The organism is Halomonas sp. KM072 (genome assembly GCF_050710315.1).
Taxonomy (GTDB): Bacteria; Pseudomonadota; Gammaproteobacteria; order Pseudomonadales; family Halomonadaceae; genus Vreelandella; species Vreelandella hamiltonii.
Map to the genome: position 1 here is coordinate 2,922,865 of NZ_CP136132.1, position 18,033 is coordinate 2,940,897.

The window sequence follows — 18,033 nt, forward strand, 5'->3', positions numbered from 1 at the left end:
CTCACTGCCGGGATGATCCATGGCGGCCACCAGGGCAATATCCCACTCCACGCCGGTTACTCGGGGCATGGTAGAGAAACCCTGTAGGGATACCACAAACACTTAGCGCAAATGCAGGTTCAAAAATAGAATTGCCCGCCAATTACCCACCACTTTCGCAGTATGGCAACGGCGAGCTGTGTAAAGCTTCGTCGTGTGTTAACAAAGCGCTTCCAACGACTGCTCAATAATACTCAACCCCTCCTCCAGCACCGCAGACGACACCGTCAGCGGCACCAGAATGCGGATGCTGTTGCCGTAGAAACCACAGGAAAGGAGGATCAGGCCTTTCTCCCGGGCTTTGGCGCAGAGCGCGGCGGTGAGCTGTGGGTCGGGCTCGCCGTCACCGTTGAGCAGTTCAAACGCGGCCATGGCGCCGAGTTGACGGCCGTGGGCGACGGCGGGGAAGCGTTCTTCCCAGGCGGCGAAGCGTTCGGCCAGCATGTTGCCCATCTGTTCGCTGCGGGCCAGGATGTTCTCTTCTTCGATGGCGTCGATTACCGCCAGGGCCGCCGCGCAAGAGAGCGGGTTGCCGCTGTAGGTGCCGCCCAGGGAGTTGGGGCCGGAGGCGTCCATCACCTTGGCGGTGCCGACCACCGCAGAGAGCGGCATGCCGTTGGCGAGGCTCTTGGCGGTGGTGAGAATATCCGCTTCGATGCCGCTATGCTCCAGCGCAAACAACTTGCCGGTACGGGCAAAACCGGACTGCACTTCGTCAGCGATCAGCAGAATGCCGTGCTCGTCACATAGCGCTCGCAGGGCTTTTAGGTAGTCCGGTGAGGCGATGTAGAAACCGCCTTCGCCTTGTACCGGCTCGATCACGATGGCCGCCGTGCGGTGCGGGGCGATATCGGTCTTGAACAGCGTGCGAATGGCGTTCAGCGAGGCTTCTTCGCTAATGCCGTGCAGCGGGTTGGGGAACGGTGCGCGGAACACGTCGCCCGGCATGGGGCCGAAGTCGTTCTTGTAGGGCAGCACCTTGCCGGTCATCGCCAGGGTCATCATGGTGCGGCCGTGGAAGGCACCGTCAAACGTGATGATGCCGGTGCGGCCAGTGGCGGCGCGGGCGATCTTCACGGCGTTTTCCAGCGCTTCGGCGCCGGTGTTCACCAGCATGGCTTTGCGCTCGGGGCCGCGCACCGGGGTGAGTTCGCAGAGCTTCTGGCACAGCTGCACGTAGGGCGCGTAGGAAATGACCGCCGCGCTGGTGTGCATGACTTTCTTGAGCTGCGCTTCCACGGCGGCCACGATTTTCGGGTGGCGGTGGCCCAGGTTGAGCACGCCGATGCCGCCCGCGAAGTCGATCCAGCGGTTGCCGTCGGCGTCCCACAGCTCGGCGTTTTCGGCGCGCTCGGCAAACTGGGTGGTGGGCGTGGCGGCACCGTTAGCCACGAAGCGGTTTTTCAGTTCATTCAATTCTTGGTTAGTCATCATCGTTCTCTTTACAGGCCGCCTACGCAGACGTATTTCAGTTCGGTAAATTCATCCAATCCGTGGTGGGAGCCTTCACGGCCCAACCCGGACTCCTTCACGCCGCCAAACGGCGCCAGCTCGGTAGAGATCAAGCCTTCGTTCACACCCACCATGCCGTACTCAAGCGCTTCCATGGTTCGCCAGATGCGGCGGTAATCCGTGGCGTAGAAGTAGGCGGCCAGGCCAAACGGGGTGTCGTTGGCCATGGCGATGGCTTCTTCGTCCTGCTTGAAGCGGAACACCGGCGCCACCGGGCCGAAAGTCTCTTCGTCGGCGACGGCCATTTGAGTGGTCACATCCGCCAGTACCGTGGGGGTGAAGAAGCGCTCACCCGCCGCGTGTGGCTGGCCGCCGCAAAGTAGGCGCGCGCCTTTGTTCACTGCGTCATCAACGTGGCGCTGTACTTTATCCACGGCGGCTTGGTTGATCAGCGGGCCGATGATACTGCCGTCGGCCAGGCCGTCGCCTACCTTCAGCGCATTCACGCGTTCGGTGAGCTTGGAGACGAAGGCATCGTAAATGCCGTCCTGCACCAGGAAGCGGTTAGTGCATACGCAGGTTTGCCCGGCGTTGCGGAACTTGGAGGCGATGGCACCGTTCACGGCGGCGTCCACATCGGCGTCGTCAAACACGATGAACGGCGCGTTGCCGCCCAGCTCCATGGCGGTTTTCTTCACCGTGCTGGCGCACTGTGCAAGTAAGTGCTTACCCACCGGGGTAGAGCCGGTAAACGACACTTTGCGCACCCGTGCATCGGTGGTGAGCACTTCGCCCACGGCGGCAGGCTTGGAGGCCGTTACCACGTTGATGGTGCCGGCGGGAAGGCCCGCTTCCAGCGCCAGGTAGGCGGCGGCCAGCGCGGTGAGCGGGGTGGCTTCGGCGGGTTTGATGACCACGGTGCAGCCCGCAGCCAGGGCCGGGGCGCACTTGCGGGTAATCATCGCCAGCGGGAAGTTCCACGGGGTGATCGCGGCCACCACGCCTACCGGCTCGCGCAGTACCAGCAGGCGCTTGTCAGCGCCGTGGCTGGGCAGGGTTTCCCCGGCCATGCGCTTGGCTTCTTCGGCGAAGAACTCGATGAACGAGGCGCCGTAGGTCACTTCGCCTTTAGCTTCCGCCAGCGGCTTGCCCTGCTCCAGGGTCATCAGGCGGGCCAGGTCGTCGGCGTGCTCATTGACCAGCTCAAACCAGCGGCGCAGCAGGGCCGAGCGCTGTTTGACCGGGGTGGTGCGCCAGGCGGCACCGGCTTCGTAAGCGGCAGCCACGGCGTCGCGTGTGTCGTCGGCGCTTAAATCCGCCACGTGGGCGATGGTTTCGCCGGTGGCGGGGTTGTCCACCGCGAAGGTCTGCTGGCCCTTACGCCACTGCCCGCCCACCAGGGCCGGTACGGCATCGTGCAACCACTGTTCTATAAAGCTCATAACATTCTCCTGGTCTAAAACCTAACAAGCACGCTAGCAGCAAATCTTAGGCAGGAGAATGCACCACTTTTGCGTTCAAGCAGACCACTTTTCTGTTTTACTACGATATTGAAAGAGCATTATCGACAAGGGAGAACTTGGATGGATTGCCAAGTCGCTTTACAACAACTCATAAAAAGCTATGCGCAGCAGCCTGAACGGTTGAGTAAGCAAGTAAGGTTAGAGCAGGCATTAAGGCAATCGATCAATCAAGAGTGGCCTCACCAAACTCGACTACCTTCACATCGCAAGCTTGCGGCAGCCTTAGGAGTCGCTCGGAACACCTTTTCTTTAGCGGTTGCCACGCTTATCGAAGAAGGACTGCTTACAACCTCACACGGCAGTGGAACGTGGAGCTGTAAAGTGGCGGCTCCCACCATCTCAACGCCCACCAAGGTACAACTATCCAATCGTGCCCAGCGAGTACTGCGATGGCCGGGGGCAAGTACTGTTCAAAGCGGCGCCTTCGTGCCGGGCATTCCCGATATCGCTCAGTTCCCGATGCGCAAGTGGCGCCAGCTCTATGCCAGCGTCACGGTGCCGCAAAACGCCCTGCTGCTCTCCTACTCCACCGGCGGCTACGGGCCGCTGAAGCGGGCCATCCGCGAATTTCTGGCCCGCTGGCGCAATATTCACTGCGATACTGAGCAGATCATCATTACCGACGGCACCCACAACGGCATCGAGCTGTGCGCCGTGGCCCTGGCGGATGTGGGCGATACGGTGGCCATGGAGTCGCCCTGTTATTGGGGCGCGCGCAACGTGTTTACCGCCGCCGGGCTTAACATCGACATGCTGCCGTGGCGGCCGGAACAGGGCCATACGCTGCCTGCTTCCCCCGGCCCCGTGGCGCTGGCTTACCTCACTGGCTCGCATCACTACCCGCTCAGCGTGCCGACCCGCGCAGAGCATAAACGTCAGCTGTGTGAGGCGTTATCGCCTACCTATGTGGTGGAAGACGACTACGAATTTAACCGCGACGATCACCCTAACCTGCTGTTCGATGCCCACTCCGAACGCCATTTGCTGGTAGGCTCGTTCTCCAAGATGATGTTTCCCGGCCTGCGGCTGGGCTATCTTGTGGTGCCGCGCCACTTGGCGGGGCCGATGAACCGCCTGCGCAGCGAGCTGTTTCGCGAGGGCCGTATGCTGGACCAAGCCGTGCTGGCCCAGTTTATTTTTGATGGTGATTTGGATGCCTGGTGTCGGCGCATTCAGCGCGACTATTTAGGCCGCCAGCAGGTGCTGCACGACCAGCTGTGCTCGCTGCCTCAGGTGCGCTCGGTCTCGCCGCCCAGCAGTGCCATCAGCCTGTGCGTGGAGTTCGCGCCGGGCGTTAACGATGTGGCCATCGCGCAATCGCTGTTAAAAGAGCACTTAATCGTGCGGCCGTTAAGCCCGGTGTGTGCGCCGAACGACCCGCGCGCTGGCTTGGTGATGGGGGTGGGTATGCTGTCGGGGGAAACCCTGGCACGCGAAGCGCAGCGCCTGCGCCGCTGCCTGGAGCCGCTGCTGCGCTAAGCGGCCCAGGTACTTTATCCGTCAGTACACTAAACAACACGAAACTAACATGACTTATCCACAAGGACCGTCCTATGCATCGCCCTGTTGATAGCGTTTGGGTCTCTACTTTCTCTGCTGCTTCTACCGCTTCGCTCCGCGGATGGCTGACCGTCGCTACCCTACTGCTGCTCTCTGGGTGCGCGACCTTTGCGCCTAGCCCACCGGAGGATCAGACCAATATCTGCGAGATTTTCCGCGAGCAGCCGAGCTGGTACGACTACGCGCAAGCGTCTGAAGAGAAGTGGGGAACGCCCATCGCCACCCAAATGGCGTTCATTCAGCGGGAATCCTCGTTTCGTAGCCACGTACGCCCAGACCGCAAATACTACCTTGGCTTTATTCCCGGCCCGCGCCCGTCGTCCGCCAAAGGCTACGCCCAAGCTCAAGACCCGGTATGGGGTGAGTACGAAGACCAAGCGGGCAGCCTGTTTGCGCGGCGCACGCACATGAAGCACGCCACCGATTTCATTGGCTGGTATAACGCCCGCACTCGCGCCCAAACGGGCATCTCGCTCAACAATCCTGAACACCTCTATTACGCCTACCACGAGGGCGCAGGCGGCTATCAGCGGGGCACCTATCGCAGCAAACCCCAGGTGCTCAACGCGGGCCGCCAAGTGGCGAGCCTCTCTAACCGCTACCAGGCCCAGCTCAACAGCTGCCAGGCAGAGTTCCAGTGCCGCAAGTTCTATCAGGTGTGGCCGTTCTGTCGTAGCTGAGGGGGTCGTTCATGACACTGTTGATGGGCGTCGCCTTTGTCGGCGTGGTGTTTTTTACCTCCATGCTCTCCGGCGTGTTTGGTATGGCGGGCGGGCTGGTGTTGCTGTGGTTCCTGCTGGTGATCTTCCCGGCAGGCACCGCCATGGCCGTACATGGGGTTATTCAGCTGACCGCCAATGCGTCGCGGGCGTGGCTATCGCGACACTTCATCGTCTGGCGGATCGTGGCGCTCATGACGCTAGGAGTTACAAGCGCCGCCGGGTTACTGCTGCTCTTCAACTACGCGCCCAACGCGGCGACGGTGTCGTTGCTGATCGGCCTGATGCCGCTACTGGTCTGGATGCCCAAACACTGGTTTCAACTGGACGCCAAACGCCCCAGCCATGCCGTATGCTGCGGCCTGGCCTCCGGCGGCCTGACCATCGCCGCCGGAGTGTCTGGTCCGCTGATCGACATCTTCTTCGTGCGCTCCCACATGGACCGCCGCCAGGTGGTGGCCACCAAGGCAATGATTCAGGTCGTCGCCCACTCCATCAAGATCATCTTTTACCTGGGGGCAGCGCTGGCACTCAGCGCTGGCGAGTGGGCCATGGTGTTGCTGGCCGCGCCCTTTGCCATGCTGGGCACCCAAACCGGTACGCGGATCCTGCACCGCCTGACCGACACCAACTTCCGCACCTGGACCCGCTGGATCGTCACCGGCATTGGGGTGTTTTACTTCCTGCAAGGGGTGTATCTGTTAACCCGTTAACCGTTGAGGGCCTTCGCGGCGCGCTTTGGATGGCGGCCTATACTGACCTTACCTAACGCTGGAGGTCGCCATGGATTACCACCATTACCGCGAAGCCCTTGCCACATCGCTTGCCCAAAGCGAGCTGCCCTTCTCCCCCGCTGAGTATCAAGGGCGACTTGAGAAGGTTCGCCACGCGATGGCACAGCGCGAGCTGGATGCGCTGCTGCTCACCGACCCCGCCGATATTAACTATCTCACCGGTTATCACACCTTTGAGGTGTCGGTGCACGCGTGCCTGGTCTGCACGCAAGACAAGCTCGTTCTTCAAGTGGCCTCGATTGAAACGGGTGCCGCGGTGGTCACCGCCCGCGTTGATGAGATCATTGGCTACCGGTGGGAAAACCTGAATGAAATCATCGACCCGTTGGCCGACCTGTTAACCCCATGCCCGCGCATTGGCATCGACGCCTGGAGCAGTGGGCTGCGGGTGGGCGTGATGAACGCCCTCGCCCAGGCAGTGGGGAAAGAGCGCTTTTTTGAAGCGGGCGACCTGCTGGATGCCATCAAGATCGTCAAAAGCAGTGCCGAGCTCGAGATGCTTAAAGAGAGTGCGCGCATCACCGCCGCTGGCTTAGAGACGGCGATGGCCGCCATTCACCCCGGCATGACCGATAACGACATTGCCGCCATTGGCGCCAAGGCGCTGCTCGAAAACGGCAGCGAGTTCATGAGCCTACAGCCTATCGTGACCAGCGGGCACCGCATTGGGGTGATTCACGTGAACCATAAGCGCCGCGTGATTCAGCCCAACGAGCCGGTCTTTTTAGAGTTCGGCGCGGCGTATCAACGCTACACCGCACCGATGATGCGCACCGCCGTGACCGGCACGCCTAACGCCGCCCTCACCGCCACCCAAGACCTCTGCCGCTCGATCTTCGAAACCCTCTGCGAGGCCATGCGTCCCGGCCACTCCTTCGATGCCGCGGCCCTGGCTGCCGATGCGCTGCTGGCCCCTCGACGCGACGAGCTATTTTTTTCGGGAGTGTTTGGCTACGCCGTGGGGGCACAGTTTCCACCCAGTTGGGTAGAGGGCACGGGATACATTGCCAAAGGCCAAGCCCGTTCCTTCGAAACCAACATGGTGTTTCATTTACCGCTCTGCCTGCGAGTACCCGGCCAATGGGGCGTTGGCCTGAGCGATACCGTGGTGGTCACCGAGCAGGGTGCCAAGCCGCTCACCAACAACGATTGGCAGCTTTATCACGCCAGCAATACGTCCATGCACCCATAGCCTAAGATTGACACCACGATTGAGGGAGGCTATCTTCAACATAAATGTAAATGAGAAACACTCTCTTTTTAGCCAGCAACCGGGTAGATAAAGAGCCGTTGAGGTAAAGGGACGTCACATGACCAGTGAACAGCGCCAGCTTCGTCAAACTCTGCTGTTTTTACGCACCTCGTTTGAAGCCATTCAGCACTCCATTGCCGGACGGCTAGAAGACCCGCTGCCCTGCTGGCTAGACACAAGCATGCTCTCCATGCTCTCCCGAGAGCTGACCCGCTGCTGCCAGCAGGCCAAGCCGTTGTTCGCGCCTGCGGTCGTGGAGCAGCTCTTTATCGCCTCCCAGCAATGCGACCTGCTGCTCAAACAGTGCCCCGGCGTGCTCAGCAGTGCCGTTTGCCACCGTCAGCTCAGCGCGATCATGCTGCCGCTCGCCAGCGCCATTCGCCAAATCGATACGCCTGCCAAGCGCCGCTGGCCTTGGATGAAGTGGAAGTAACGAGCTTCTGGCCAGTTACTTTCTATTCGTTCACAGCCTCGAAGCTCGCCAGCGCTGAGCGCAGGTTTTCCATAATTTCCTCTGCTAACACCTCAGGCTCTGGCAAATTTTCTAGGTCCGTCATGGAAGCATCGCGAAGCCAGAAAATATCAAGGCTCGCTTTATCTCTCGCCAATAACTCTTCCCGATCAAAAGCACGCCACCGTCCCTCAGGTGCTTCTTCGCTCCAAGTGGGTGAGCGCTCATGTCGATTGCTGGCGTGATAGCAGGCAATAAAATCCTCAAGATGAGTGTAAGTAAGAGGTTTCTGCTTCAGCGTGTGATGCACATTGGTACGGTAATCGTAATACCAGACCTTGGAAGTTTGCGGGTCTGGACTAGCAGGACGGTTATCGAAGAAAAGAACGTTCGCCTTAACCCCCTGCGCGTAGAAAATACCGGTCGGTAACCGCAAAATGGTGTGCAGGTCTGTGGTTTGAAGTAGCTTGCGGCGAATCGTTTCGCCTGCACCGCCTTCAAACAGCACGTTATCAGGCACCACAACGGCTGCTCTACCCGTCGTTTTTAGCATCGTGCGAATGTGCTGAACAAAATTAAGCTGCTTGTTCGAGGTGGGTGCCCAGAAATCCTGGCGATTGTAGTTAAGCTCCTCAGATGTCTGCTCGCCTTCAGCATTGGTGAAACTCATCGAGCTTTTCTTGCCGAATGGTGGGTTCGCTAATACGTAATCAAAGGTTTCATCAGATGGCGATACTAGTGCATCGGCGGGAGATACCAGCGATTCGCCGATAATTTCACCGATCCCATGCAAGAACATGTTCATCAGGCAGAGCCTACGAGTGCCCGCAACAATTTCGTTACCAAAAAAAGTCGAGTGTTTGAGAAAGCTCTTCTGATCCTTGTCCAGAGCATAATGTTCTGAGTTAGTCAGGAAGTCATGAGCTGCCAGAAAAAAGCCACCGGTGCCACATGCGGGATCGGCAATAGTTTTGCCAGGCTCTGGGCGAACACATTCCACTATTGCGCGAATCAAAGCGCGAGGTGTGAAGTATTGGCCCGCTCCAGATTTGGTGTCTTCGGCATTGCGTTCCAGCAGGCCTTCATAGATATCGCCCTTCACATCAGCGCCTAACATCACCCACTTGGTGCCGTCCACCATATCGATCAGACGGTACAGCTTGGCTGGGTCAGTGATCTTATTTTGCGCCTTGGTAAATATCTGACCCAGCATGCCTCTCTGTTCGCCCAACTTGCGCAGCAGAGTGACGTAATGCACTTCTAATTCTGCGCCGCGCAAGCGTGTCAGGCTCGCCCAGTCGTATCCTTCGGGAATGCCCACATGGCGATTGTAAGGCGGCTTGGCGTATTCATCCGCCATCTTGAGGAAGATAAGATAGGTCAGCTGTTCCAAATAATCGCCATAGCCCACACCGTCGTCGCGCAGCGTGGTGCAAAAACTCCAGACCTTGGAAATAATGGGGGCGGTATTCATTAATGCGTATCCTTGGTGGCCAGCACTCGCTGGCCTAAAACGGTTAAGCGGTACTTTTGCAGACGACTACGAGGTTTGTCAGGGATTGTCATCTCGATTAACCCCTGCTGAATGGCGATTTGCTGATAGTGTTCTCTGAAATGCTTTTCATCTTGCAGCCCCAAGGCTGCCATTAAATCCACTCTACCCATTTCACCCTCGAACACTCCAAGCAATCGTAACATTTCGGGGGTGACTTCGGGGGTGACTTCGGGGGTGACTTCGGGGGTGACTTCGGCCACTGCCTCCATATTCACCAAAAATCCTTCGTGAACAGGCAAACGAATTAAGAAGTAGCTGCGTTCATTGTCAGTTTCGAAAACTGGATCTGGAGAACCGTTCGATTTCATCACGCGAAGAATCTTTGGCACACCTGTTGAACGGCCTTCGGTTAAATCCAGCTCTTTTAAAAACTCGCCAATGCGCCGATTGCGGTAACGGCGGCTGACGGCTTTACCTGCCTGCAGGTCTTGCAAGCGGATAGAGCGGTCTGGCCCTGGGAAGCTCAGTACCATCAGCTCTTGACCATCAATACGTATTTCAATGGGTTCACGAATTTCATAGGAACGATGGTAAACCGCATTCACCACCGCCTCTTCAATGGCAGCCAGCGGAAAATTCCAGAAACGCTCAGCCTGAGGACGATCAGCGTGTTTGGTTACGCCTTCTTTTAAATAGTTGCGATTGATGTAGTCCAAGGCATCGCGAGTGATGTGGCCCAGCGGCCCCTTGAACACTTTTTCTTCAAAATGGTCGCCACCTGCACCATCCGGAAAATACACAACATCTATTTGAGTAGCGGGAAAAAATCGCTCGGGTTGCTCATTAAAAAACAGTAAACCGACATTTTTGGGAAAAGCCATCTCGCTTGGCCCACCGACCACATTCATTCGGCGACCCAGGGTTTCAATATCCAGTTCGCGGGCTTCGACCGCCAATTCGCTTCCAATGTCGTGCAGAAAATCACGCATCAAGTAGGGTGAAAGGTCACTTAAACCGGCGGTTTGACGATAACGATCATCAAAGGGCACGGTGGCTGCCAAACTGAGCAGCTCTCGTTCATCCTGCCCCGAGGCCTTTACGGTGCTGGTATGTTTACGCAGGTAATAGGCCCAATCACTCTTCTTGCCGAAGCTAGTTTTGGCCTTATAAGGACGTGTTTCTCCACCTGGCGCCCACAGCACCAGAATGGTTTTACCCTGAATATCATAGGTAGCGGTTAACGGATGATAATGCGGCGCAATGGCCGAGTGCCCCAGATTTAACAGCTCTTTTTGAATGGCATCGATTTGTTCAGGTAACAGACCAGCAGGCGGCAACTGAGGCTGGCCGTTTTCTTCAGCAACGCCCACCAACACATAACCGCCACCCAAGTTGTGAAAGTCATTAGCGAAGGCACATAAGGTATGCAGGATAGCCTCAGGGTTCCAGCCTTCCTTATACTCGATACGCTCGCTTTCCACCGTGCGGTGATGGAGCAAGTCATCGATGTTAATGGGGAGTTTGTTATTCATCGGCCACCTTAAAAAAGGTCAGATAATTATAATTACTTAGCTTACGCCATCGTTATGCAAGGTTAGAGCCAGAGCTTCTGACGTTAGAAATGATGGAGCGAGTGTTCGTTATCTCTCCTAAGCAGCCGCCAAAATTTGCTCGACAAGAGGTTTATTCCTATAGGCTTGCAGAACTCGTTTGGAAAATGCTGAGAGTTCAGCACGTTGATCCAACCGTCGTTTAAGATCTCGGATAGCCGACGAGTATGCCTGCCGTGCTGTGATATCACCATTCGTGAAACGTTTCATCGAAGCTTCGGCCTCTATAATCTTCTCTTGAATTTCAATTGCCGTCTGTCTTCTTGCTTCCTGCAAGTCAGAGTGATTTAAGTGGTATGCTTCAATCGAAGTTACAGCCCTCATTCTTTGAGGGTCCGTCTCAATTTCACTCTTTGGCACCGTTGCTCCGTCAGTGCGATAATCCAGTGCATCTGGATCAGCTGCGTTGCAAGGGTCAAGTAGAAGAGGTAGCTCATTATCAGACTCTTCGGGGCAAGTTGCACGTACACAACCTTCAAAAAGCGGGAAATCCGCTCCTTTCCCACCGACTTCACCTGTCTTCTGATCCGTTCTACGGCTATTGCAAAAAGTACACGCGAAGCGAAAATTATCAAATCTGTAAGCAGCCCATTTGTATTTTGATTTCGGGCGATAGTGATCTACAGTGCCATCTGAGCGTATATCTTTCATTTCACAGTAGTAGCACTTATCGTAAGAGGCTTGTTTGAGGCTTTTTTTGCATTCTCGCCAAATATGTGAATGCTTATCAATATTCTCGTCACCACCCTCCTGCGCCGATATAACCTTATCGGCGAACCCTTCAGGGGGTGCAATAAAAGCAATATCAATAAACCTCATGACTCCCCCTCATCTTCCATATTTTTTAAAGCTTCTAAAACTAAGCGGCGAGTTTCATCAGGATCTAATACTTCTGCACTCTCATCACTCTCCTTCCTTTTAAGAGAGCTTTTCTCAGCGCGAGCCTTCAAATACTCTGTATAGACTGGGTCGCGCATTTGGTAACGGAAACCCAAAGTTTCCAGCTTGCTAGTTGTATCTTCAAGCTCAGCTTTTTCTCTCTCGCTCAGTTGACTTTTAACAGACAAAACTCTTTGTATTTCAAGCAACTTCTGGGTAGTAGTGTCGACGGCAGCATTTAAACCAAACATCTCGCTCGTTATAACACCAGCATATCCCATCCCAATGGGATCAACATCAGGCTCCTGAGCCGAAATACTCAAAGTCTCATCATCACGTTTCAGTATCTGTACTTGCTCTTTTCGCAACTCTGCAACCGCAATAGGGTTATGTGTTGCAAGAAGGACATGGCTAGACTGATTTTTATCGTTCTCGTCCTTGAGGAAATCTCGGATATGTTGGATATATTCAACACTCCAGCGCGGATTAAGGTGGGTATCTGGTTCGTCCAGCAGAAACAGGCTGGCTTCTGCGGATGTAAACTGAAGAAGACCAAGAACGGTTAACAACTGCTGTTCACCTTCACTTAGCTCACGAAATGTGACAGAACCATCGTTCTTTTTCAGTTTTACTCTGATCCTTACCTCGTCAATCAATCCTGAAACGTGCGTACTCTCCAAGTCTCGGAAAAATTCAGCAGATGACTTACCTTGAGCCAGCTCTCGAAGGGCATCGATATCCTTAGCAAACAGGTAAAGATATTCAAGCTCTCTAGAACGCCTAACATCATATAACTCACGTCGCTTAACGCGAATCGGCGCTAATGAAATATCATATAATTTGGCAAGAAAGTCTCGCACAATGCCCTTAGAGTTCCAAAAACGAGCATCTCCCCCAGACGCATTTTTGTTGTACCAATAAGGCTGCTTGAGCACGAATAGAACAGATTCAATCCCCCCTTCTTCAAGGCCCAATTGCTTTTGCAGAAATTCGTCTGTCTGCTTCTTGTTATTAACAATAAACGAAAGCAGCACAAAATTGCTGTGCACAGGCTCAGCGAAAAACATACGCTTTAGCCCTGGATCAAGGTTCTTAATCAGCTTGTCATCGTAGCTTTTAAGATATTTTCGAAACACTTCCCTCATCCGCTCGCTTTCACCCGAGTAGTAACCAAACAGAAAGCGCGGAAGATACTTGGAGTCTTCACCAACCAGCTTAGCCCGGCTGATCAACTCACCTTTCAGATCTTCGAAGAGAGCTCCAACCGGATAAGGCTCGGGCTGGTCATCTTTACTTATTGTTTTTGCTCGATAAGGACTCTTTTTTTCTGGATCCGCATCAACGAATACCCATCGGCCACGGATTTCATAAGCGATCCGATATTGGAATGATGGAAACCGCTCACCCATCAACAGATCTCGGAAAATGATGGTCAGGGCTTCCAGCACGTTGGACTTGCCGGTGCCATTACGCCCGATCAGTACAGTGATTAGATGGTCTTGAGAAAAGTTAATCGTCAAATCGCTAAGATTCTTATAATTATCTAACCAAAGCCAGTCGATACGCATTTAGCTCACCTCAGCTTTAGCGAGCCTTAACCAGTCTTCATCACCTCGACGTTCTACCTTGATCGTTTCATCCTTATTCTGCAGATGCTCCTTGAGCTGACGATAGAACGCCTCGACATCATCAGAAGATGCCCCATCGAAAACGCCCAATTCTTGAGCGGCTTTAGACGCCGAGATCCAACCATTTTGTTTTTTTAGCACTTCAATCAAGTTGGTCAATGTTGGCCTCCTTACCTTCATTTTCGGTTTTCGTGATGCAGTGGTCTTGCGTTCGAGCTTAGTAGCCCGCTCTTTCTCTGCTTTTTCGACCTTGATTCGCGTTAGCAGCTCACTAGCAGGTTCATCCGTAGGATCTTGAGAAACGAGTTGACCAGAAAATGCCTTCTTTAGAATAGACTGCCGCAGGGCGGCTGCACGTGCGAGGCCCGCATTGATCTCGGCTTCTAAGGCATCGGCGGCCTCAAACTTTTCGTCCAAGAGGCTAACAATCTCGGCATGTTCGCTGGGGGAGCAAACTGGGACTGGCAGTGCCTTCAGAACGGACTTGTTGATTGAGGCCAAATTTGTCGTCTGTTTACCACCTGCTTCAAAGTAGTCGCGGCCATAGCTGTTGCCCCACTGAGAAACGAACAATGACCAACTCCTGTCATGACGAAACGGTGTTGCCCGGAAAACATGGTTTTGTGTTATGCAGATTTCGACTTGATCTTCCCAAATCCAACCGCGCCCCAATTTGTCACGGTCTCCTCCCTCATTAAACAAGATGTCCCAGGTTCGAAGAGACAGCGTTTTTAGTTGTGACTGCTCCACCGGCATCGTCTTTATTTCTGCAAGGTTTAGCCGACCACGTTGGACATTGGCGACTCGCAGATAAGGAGTTTCAATGGGATTCTCAGGTTTGCGCGCTTTACTGACAGACATACCTGACCCAATATGCGCGATGTCATTCAAGCGTACATAGATCCAATCCGTTGGCAACTTCGGTAATACTAGGCGTTCTGCATCGGTCAGTTCGGTGCTGGACTTGTATGCCTCGAGTTTCCGCGGTTTCGGCCCTTTAGATCCTTCGCTTTCCCATTCGGCTATATCTTCTAGCCAACGTTCAAGTTCTTGCTCGTGCCATTTGCCGCGCTCTTCTTCCAGCATAGCAAGCAGCGCTTCAGGGTCTTCCAACTTATCAGCGTTTTTTTCACGCCAATCAGCGGTAAGGCGCCCTTCAAAAGCGGCTTTCAACAGTGATTGGTGGTAGAGACCCAGGGTGTTTTTTGCCGCTTGTAGACTCTCAACGCCCTTATCAATCTCGTCGTAAAGCGTTTCTATTTTTTCGACTATGCGACGTTGTTCATTTATGGGAGGAATCGGAATAGCGATGTTAGCAAGATTACCGCGTGAAATACGTTTGCGAGTCGACCCAGACTGCAAGGCGGAAATCTTACCGCGAACCTCCGGTGAATTGATTGCCCTCATAAGGTAGCGTGGCTCTATTGAAGCGCTGCCCAGCCTAATGACACAAATATCAACAACAGTGACGAATCTTTCTTCTCCATCAAAGGGAAAAATGCAGCATCGACCCAGAGGGTCAGGCATCCGTGCAACCAGTAGATCGCCTTTTTCGAGAAAGGTACAGTTAAGTTCCTCTGCCTTCTCGCGGGTCAAAAAGCGTGATGATTTGTTGACGAAATGGCTATCAGCAATGTCCGCCAACTGGATTAAGCGCACCAGGCCATTGGGATCTTGATCTTTACTCTCGACCCAGTCGCCATCCGTAAAAATACCGTCGTGCGCAATTAGTTCACAAAGAGGGGCTTCGGCCCATCCATTCGGCAAATCCGTCATGCCGAGAGCGCCTTATTAATTTCAGTCATCATATCGTCCATATTATCGCCAAAGAGGGCGTACATTTGCCCCAGGCCACCCCGGCTGTCAAACGGGGCCATATCGAGGTCGTCGCGTTCAATGGTAAATGAGGTGGCGAGGTGGTCGCGGATCATACGTAGCCACTCCATCTGTTCTTCAGTGAATTTGTCGCCGTGACCTGCGTGGCGGTTCAACACCCAGTTCTGGAAGTTGCGCCGCACCCGCTCAGAGTGTGGCGTCAGCGTCGCGTCCAGCCCCGTTACCCGGCGAATGAGCGCCACTAGCGCGGTAAGGTCGCTGGCAGGATTGCTGCCTTTGTACTCATCCAAGTGTGCATAGGCCTGCCACACGGCCAGTGGTGCCAACCGCGGGCGATCATTGGTAAGCTTCTTCAGCACGTCCTTGAACATCGCGTAGGTGACTTCTGAGCGGCGAGCGGGGGTGTTGAAATAGATGGTCAGCGCCTCTATCTGATCGCGGTTTTCATCAAGATACGCCTCGAACTCCTGGGTGATTTGTTGTGCGTTTTCCGCCACACTGCCAGCCCATTCGGTGCGCAGCAGTGTATCAAGATTTTCGTGGTCGATGGTCTGTTCGTTATCGCGACGAACGGTATCCATTAACTTAATCAGCGGGCCGGTGAATATGTTGGCCGCCTGTTTGATGCGCGCTTCCCGAGCTGTTTGCATGGCAGCATCATCAGGCTCCGGGTAGCCAGCGGCTTTGGCATCGGCCTCTACTTTGTCGGGGTCGATGGCATTGAATAAGTCACTCACAATAGCGGTAAGCGAAGTGCCTGCTTCCGCAGTAATTTTCTGATGGTCGTCAGCGCTTAACTTGTGATCGAGCCTCGCCAGTCGAGCTGCTAGCGAACTCACCGTCTCTTCGGAACGATCGCCCATCATCAGCCCCATGGCGAGATCTTTAAACGGGATAGAGGGCTTGGAATCTAAAGGCTGACTGGCGGTTTTAAGTGATTTTGTCACACCTACCGCATCCACAATCACATAGTGGGTTTTGGCTTGAGCGGAAGGCGACACCTTTTGAAGATCATCGGCTTTCATCACACGGGTGCCACGCCCTTTCATCTGCTCGAAGTAGTTTTTCGATTTTACGTCGCGCATGAACAGCAAGCATTCAAGCGGCTTTACATCGGTGCCGGTGGCAATCATATCTACGGTCACCGCGATGCGCGGGTAGTAGTCATTGCGGAAGGCCGAGAGCGAAGATTTCGGATTCTTTGCGCCGTTGGTGATCTTGCGACAGAAGTCGTTGCCTTCGTTAAACTCCTGGCGGACGGTTTGGATGATATCGTCAGCATGGCTATCCGTTTTGGCAAAGATCAGCGTTTTAGGTAGTTCCTTGCGGCCTGGGAATATCTCGGGACACTTATTGTGGAAAGCACGAATTACGGTGCGGATCTGGTCAGGGTTAACAACAGATCGGTCGAGCTGGGTCGCTGCGTAGGCTAGCTCGTCGTCCTGGGTTTCCCAGCGTTTAGCGCGAGTGTCGCGTTGGCGTTTTTCGATCAGTTGTTCCGGCTTGAGCGTTTCACCCTTCTGAGTGATTTCCGTCTCGATCAGATAGACGTCGTTGCCCACGTTAACCTTGTCGGCAACGGCATTTTCATGGGTGTATTCGCTAACTATATTTTTCTGAAAGAAGCCGTAAGTGCGGTTATCCGGCGTCGCGGTGAGGCCAATCAGGTAGGAATCAAAATACTCAATCACCTGACGCCATAAGTTGTAGATAGAACGGTGGCATTCGTCAATGACGACAACATCGAAGTATTCCGGTGGCAGCTTAGGGTTGTAAACAACCGGCAGCGGCTCCTTGGGTCGCCATGTGTGTTCAGCGGGGTGCTCTTCTTCCGCCCCTTCGCTTAGCTCTTCTCCCTTGAGTGTGGCGTACATGCGCTGGATCGTCGAGATTACTACTTGGCTATCGCTTGCGATAGAAGGCGAGGTGAGTCGTTGAACGTTATAAAGCTCAGTGAATTTGCGGTTGTCATCGTTGGGGATGAACGCCATAAATTCTTGCTCGGCCTGTTCGCCCAGGTTCTTGGTATCAACCAGAAATAGAATGCGGCGCGCGCCCGCATGTTTTAGCAGTCGGTACGCCTGAGTGATGGCGGTGAATGTTTTGCCTGACCCTGTCGCCATCTGTACAAGTGCACGGGGTTTGTCTGCCTTGAGTGAAGCTTCTAGGTTGGTAATGGCAGTAATCTGACAGTCGCGCAAACCTTCATGATTGAGCAAAGGAAGCGAGGCAAGGCTAGAGCGAAAAGAGTGCAGAGCTTGTAACCATACGCTCAGCGTTTCTGGCCGATGAAAGCTAAACACTTCTCGTGAACGAGGTACTGGGTCTTGAGTATTGGTAAAGCGTGTCACCTGCCCCGTGCACTCGTAGATAAAAGGAAGTGACTCATTGAGCGTCACCCATTTTAACTTGGCATTGGCATAACCTGCCGACTGCTCTTCCACCGAGGTTAGCCACGCCCCCCAGCTATCGGGCTTGGCTTCGATAATGCCAACCGCTTGCCGATCAACAAACAGTACATAGTCGGCTGGGCCAATCGACGTCTGATACTCGCGTACAGCGATGCCCAAACCCGCATTAAAATCGAGTGTATCCTTATCTTGAACGTGCCAACCGCATGCCCGCAAGCGCTTATCTATCTTGACCCGAGCCGCTTGCTCGGGCGTTTGGTTGCCGTCATAGCGCACGCGTTAGCTCCTATCATCTTTAAGTTAACCTCATGATGTAGAACGGTGCTGGCAAATGCAATTCTGCGATGAGAGACCACACCGGAGGCACCCACTACTGCCTTGATG

Annotated in this window: 13 protein-coding genes; 5 read left to right on the forward strand and 8 right to left on the reverse strand. The window is 54.5% G+C overall.

Translation table 11 applies throughout. The annotated features are described in order from the left end of the window. Positions 1-198: 198 nt before the first annotated feature. Together gabT and RVM26_RS13860 are read right to left on the reverse strand one after the other, a co-directional pair. Positions 199-1,470 carry a 4-aminobutyrate--2-oxoglutarate transaminase gene (gene gabT, locus RVM26_RS13855; RefSeq protein WP_218313934.1) on the reverse strand — a complete coding sequence of 424 codons (1,272 nt, stop codon included), beginning with the start codon at positions 1,468-1,470 and terminating at the stop codon, positions 199-201. 11 nt (positions 1,471-1,481) lie between these two features. Further along, on the reverse strand, positions 1,482-2,933 hold the full coding sequence (locus tag RVM26_RS13860) for an NAD-dependent succinate-semialdehyde dehydrogenase (RefSeq protein WP_498939227.1): 1,452 nt from the start codon (positions 2,931-2,933) through the stop codon (positions 1,482-1,484). Between the two features lie 141 nt (positions 2,934-3,074). On the opposite strand from RVM26_RS13860, the gene RVM26_RS13865 reads away from it, so the two are divergent. From RVM26_RS13865 to RVM26_RS13885, 5 genes are all read left to right on the forward strand, one after another. After that, positions 3,075-4,493 carry an aminotransferase-like domain-containing protein gene (locus tag RVM26_RS13865; RefSeq protein ID WP_498939229.1) on the forward strand — a complete coding sequence of 473 codons (1,419 nt, stop codon included), beginning with the start codon at positions 3,075-3,077 and terminating at the stop codon, positions 4,491-4,493. Positions 4,494-4,567: 74 nt separating this feature from the next. After that, a complete protein-coding gene (locus RVM26_RS13870; protein ID WP_287148021.1) occupies positions 4,568-5,254 on the forward strand; it encodes a transglycosylase SLT domain-containing protein in 687 nt (228 codons plus the stop codon). 11 nt (positions 5,255-5,265) lie between these two features. Then, the gene (locus tag RVM26_RS13875) at positions 5,266-6,006 is read left to right on the forward strand and encodes a TSUP family transporter (protein ID WP_498939231.1); all 741 of its coding nucleotides are present in this window, start codon (positions 5,266-5,268) and stop codon (positions 6,004-6,006) included. A gap of 70 nt (positions 6,007-6,076) precedes the next feature. Beyond that, on the forward strand, positions 6,077-7,279 hold the full coding sequence (locus RVM26_RS13880; RefSeq protein ID WP_498939233.1) for a M24 family metallopeptidase: 1,203 nt from the start codon (positions 6,077-6,079) through the stop codon (positions 7,277-7,279). A gap of 118 nt (positions 7,280-7,397) precedes the next feature. Further along, positions 7,398-7,772, forward strand: coding sequence for a hypothetical protein (locus RVM26_RS13885; protein WP_498939235.1), 375 nt, complete (start codon positions 7,398-7,400; stop codon positions 7,770-7,772). A 22-nt stretch (positions 7,773-7,794) separates the two neighbouring features. Here the strand turns inward: RVM26_RS13885 and RVM26_RS13890 are convergent, their stop codons facing one another. From RVM26_RS13890 to RVM26_RS13915, 6 genes are all read right to left on the reverse strand, one after another. Beyond that, entirely contained in the window at positions 7,795-9,264 is a 1,470-nt protein-coding gene (locus tag RVM26_RS13890) for a type I restriction-modification system subunit M (protein ID WP_498939236.1), read from the reverse strand. Further along, the gene (locus tag RVM26_RS13895; RefSeq protein WP_498939238.1) at positions 9,264-10,817 is read right to left on the reverse strand and encodes an RNA/DNA-binding domain-containing protein; all 1,554 of its coding nucleotides are present in this window, start codon (positions 10,815-10,817) and stop codon (positions 9,264-9,266) included. Before RVM26_RS13895 ends, RVM26_RS13890 begins: the two co-directional genes overlap by 1 nt. A 117-nt stretch (positions 10,818-10,934) precedes the next feature. Continuing rightward, entirely contained in the window at positions 10,935-11,714 is a 780-nt protein-coding gene (locus RVM26_RS13900) for an HNH endonuclease (protein WP_483052690.1), read from the reverse strand. Next, complete coding sequence (locus RVM26_RS13905; protein ID WP_483052689.1) at positions 11,711-13,342, reverse strand: AAA family ATPase; 1,632 nt, start codon at positions 13,340-13,342, stop codon at positions 11,711-11,713. The genes RVM26_RS13900 and RVM26_RS13905 overlap by 4 nt, the downstream gene beginning before the upstream one ends. Next, entirely contained in the window at positions 13,343-15,178 is a 1,836-nt protein-coding gene (locus tag RVM26_RS13910; protein ID WP_483052688.1) for a restriction endonuclease subunit S, read from the reverse strand. It lies immediately after the preceding gene. Beyond that, a complete protein-coding gene (locus RVM26_RS13915) occupies positions 15,175-17,925 on the reverse strand; it encodes a type I restriction endonuclease subunit R (RefSeq protein ID WP_498939241.1) in 2,751 nt (916 codons plus the stop codon). The genes RVM26_RS13910 and RVM26_RS13915 overlap by 4 nt, the downstream gene beginning before the upstream one ends. Positions 17,926-18,033 lie beyond the last annotated feature (108 nt).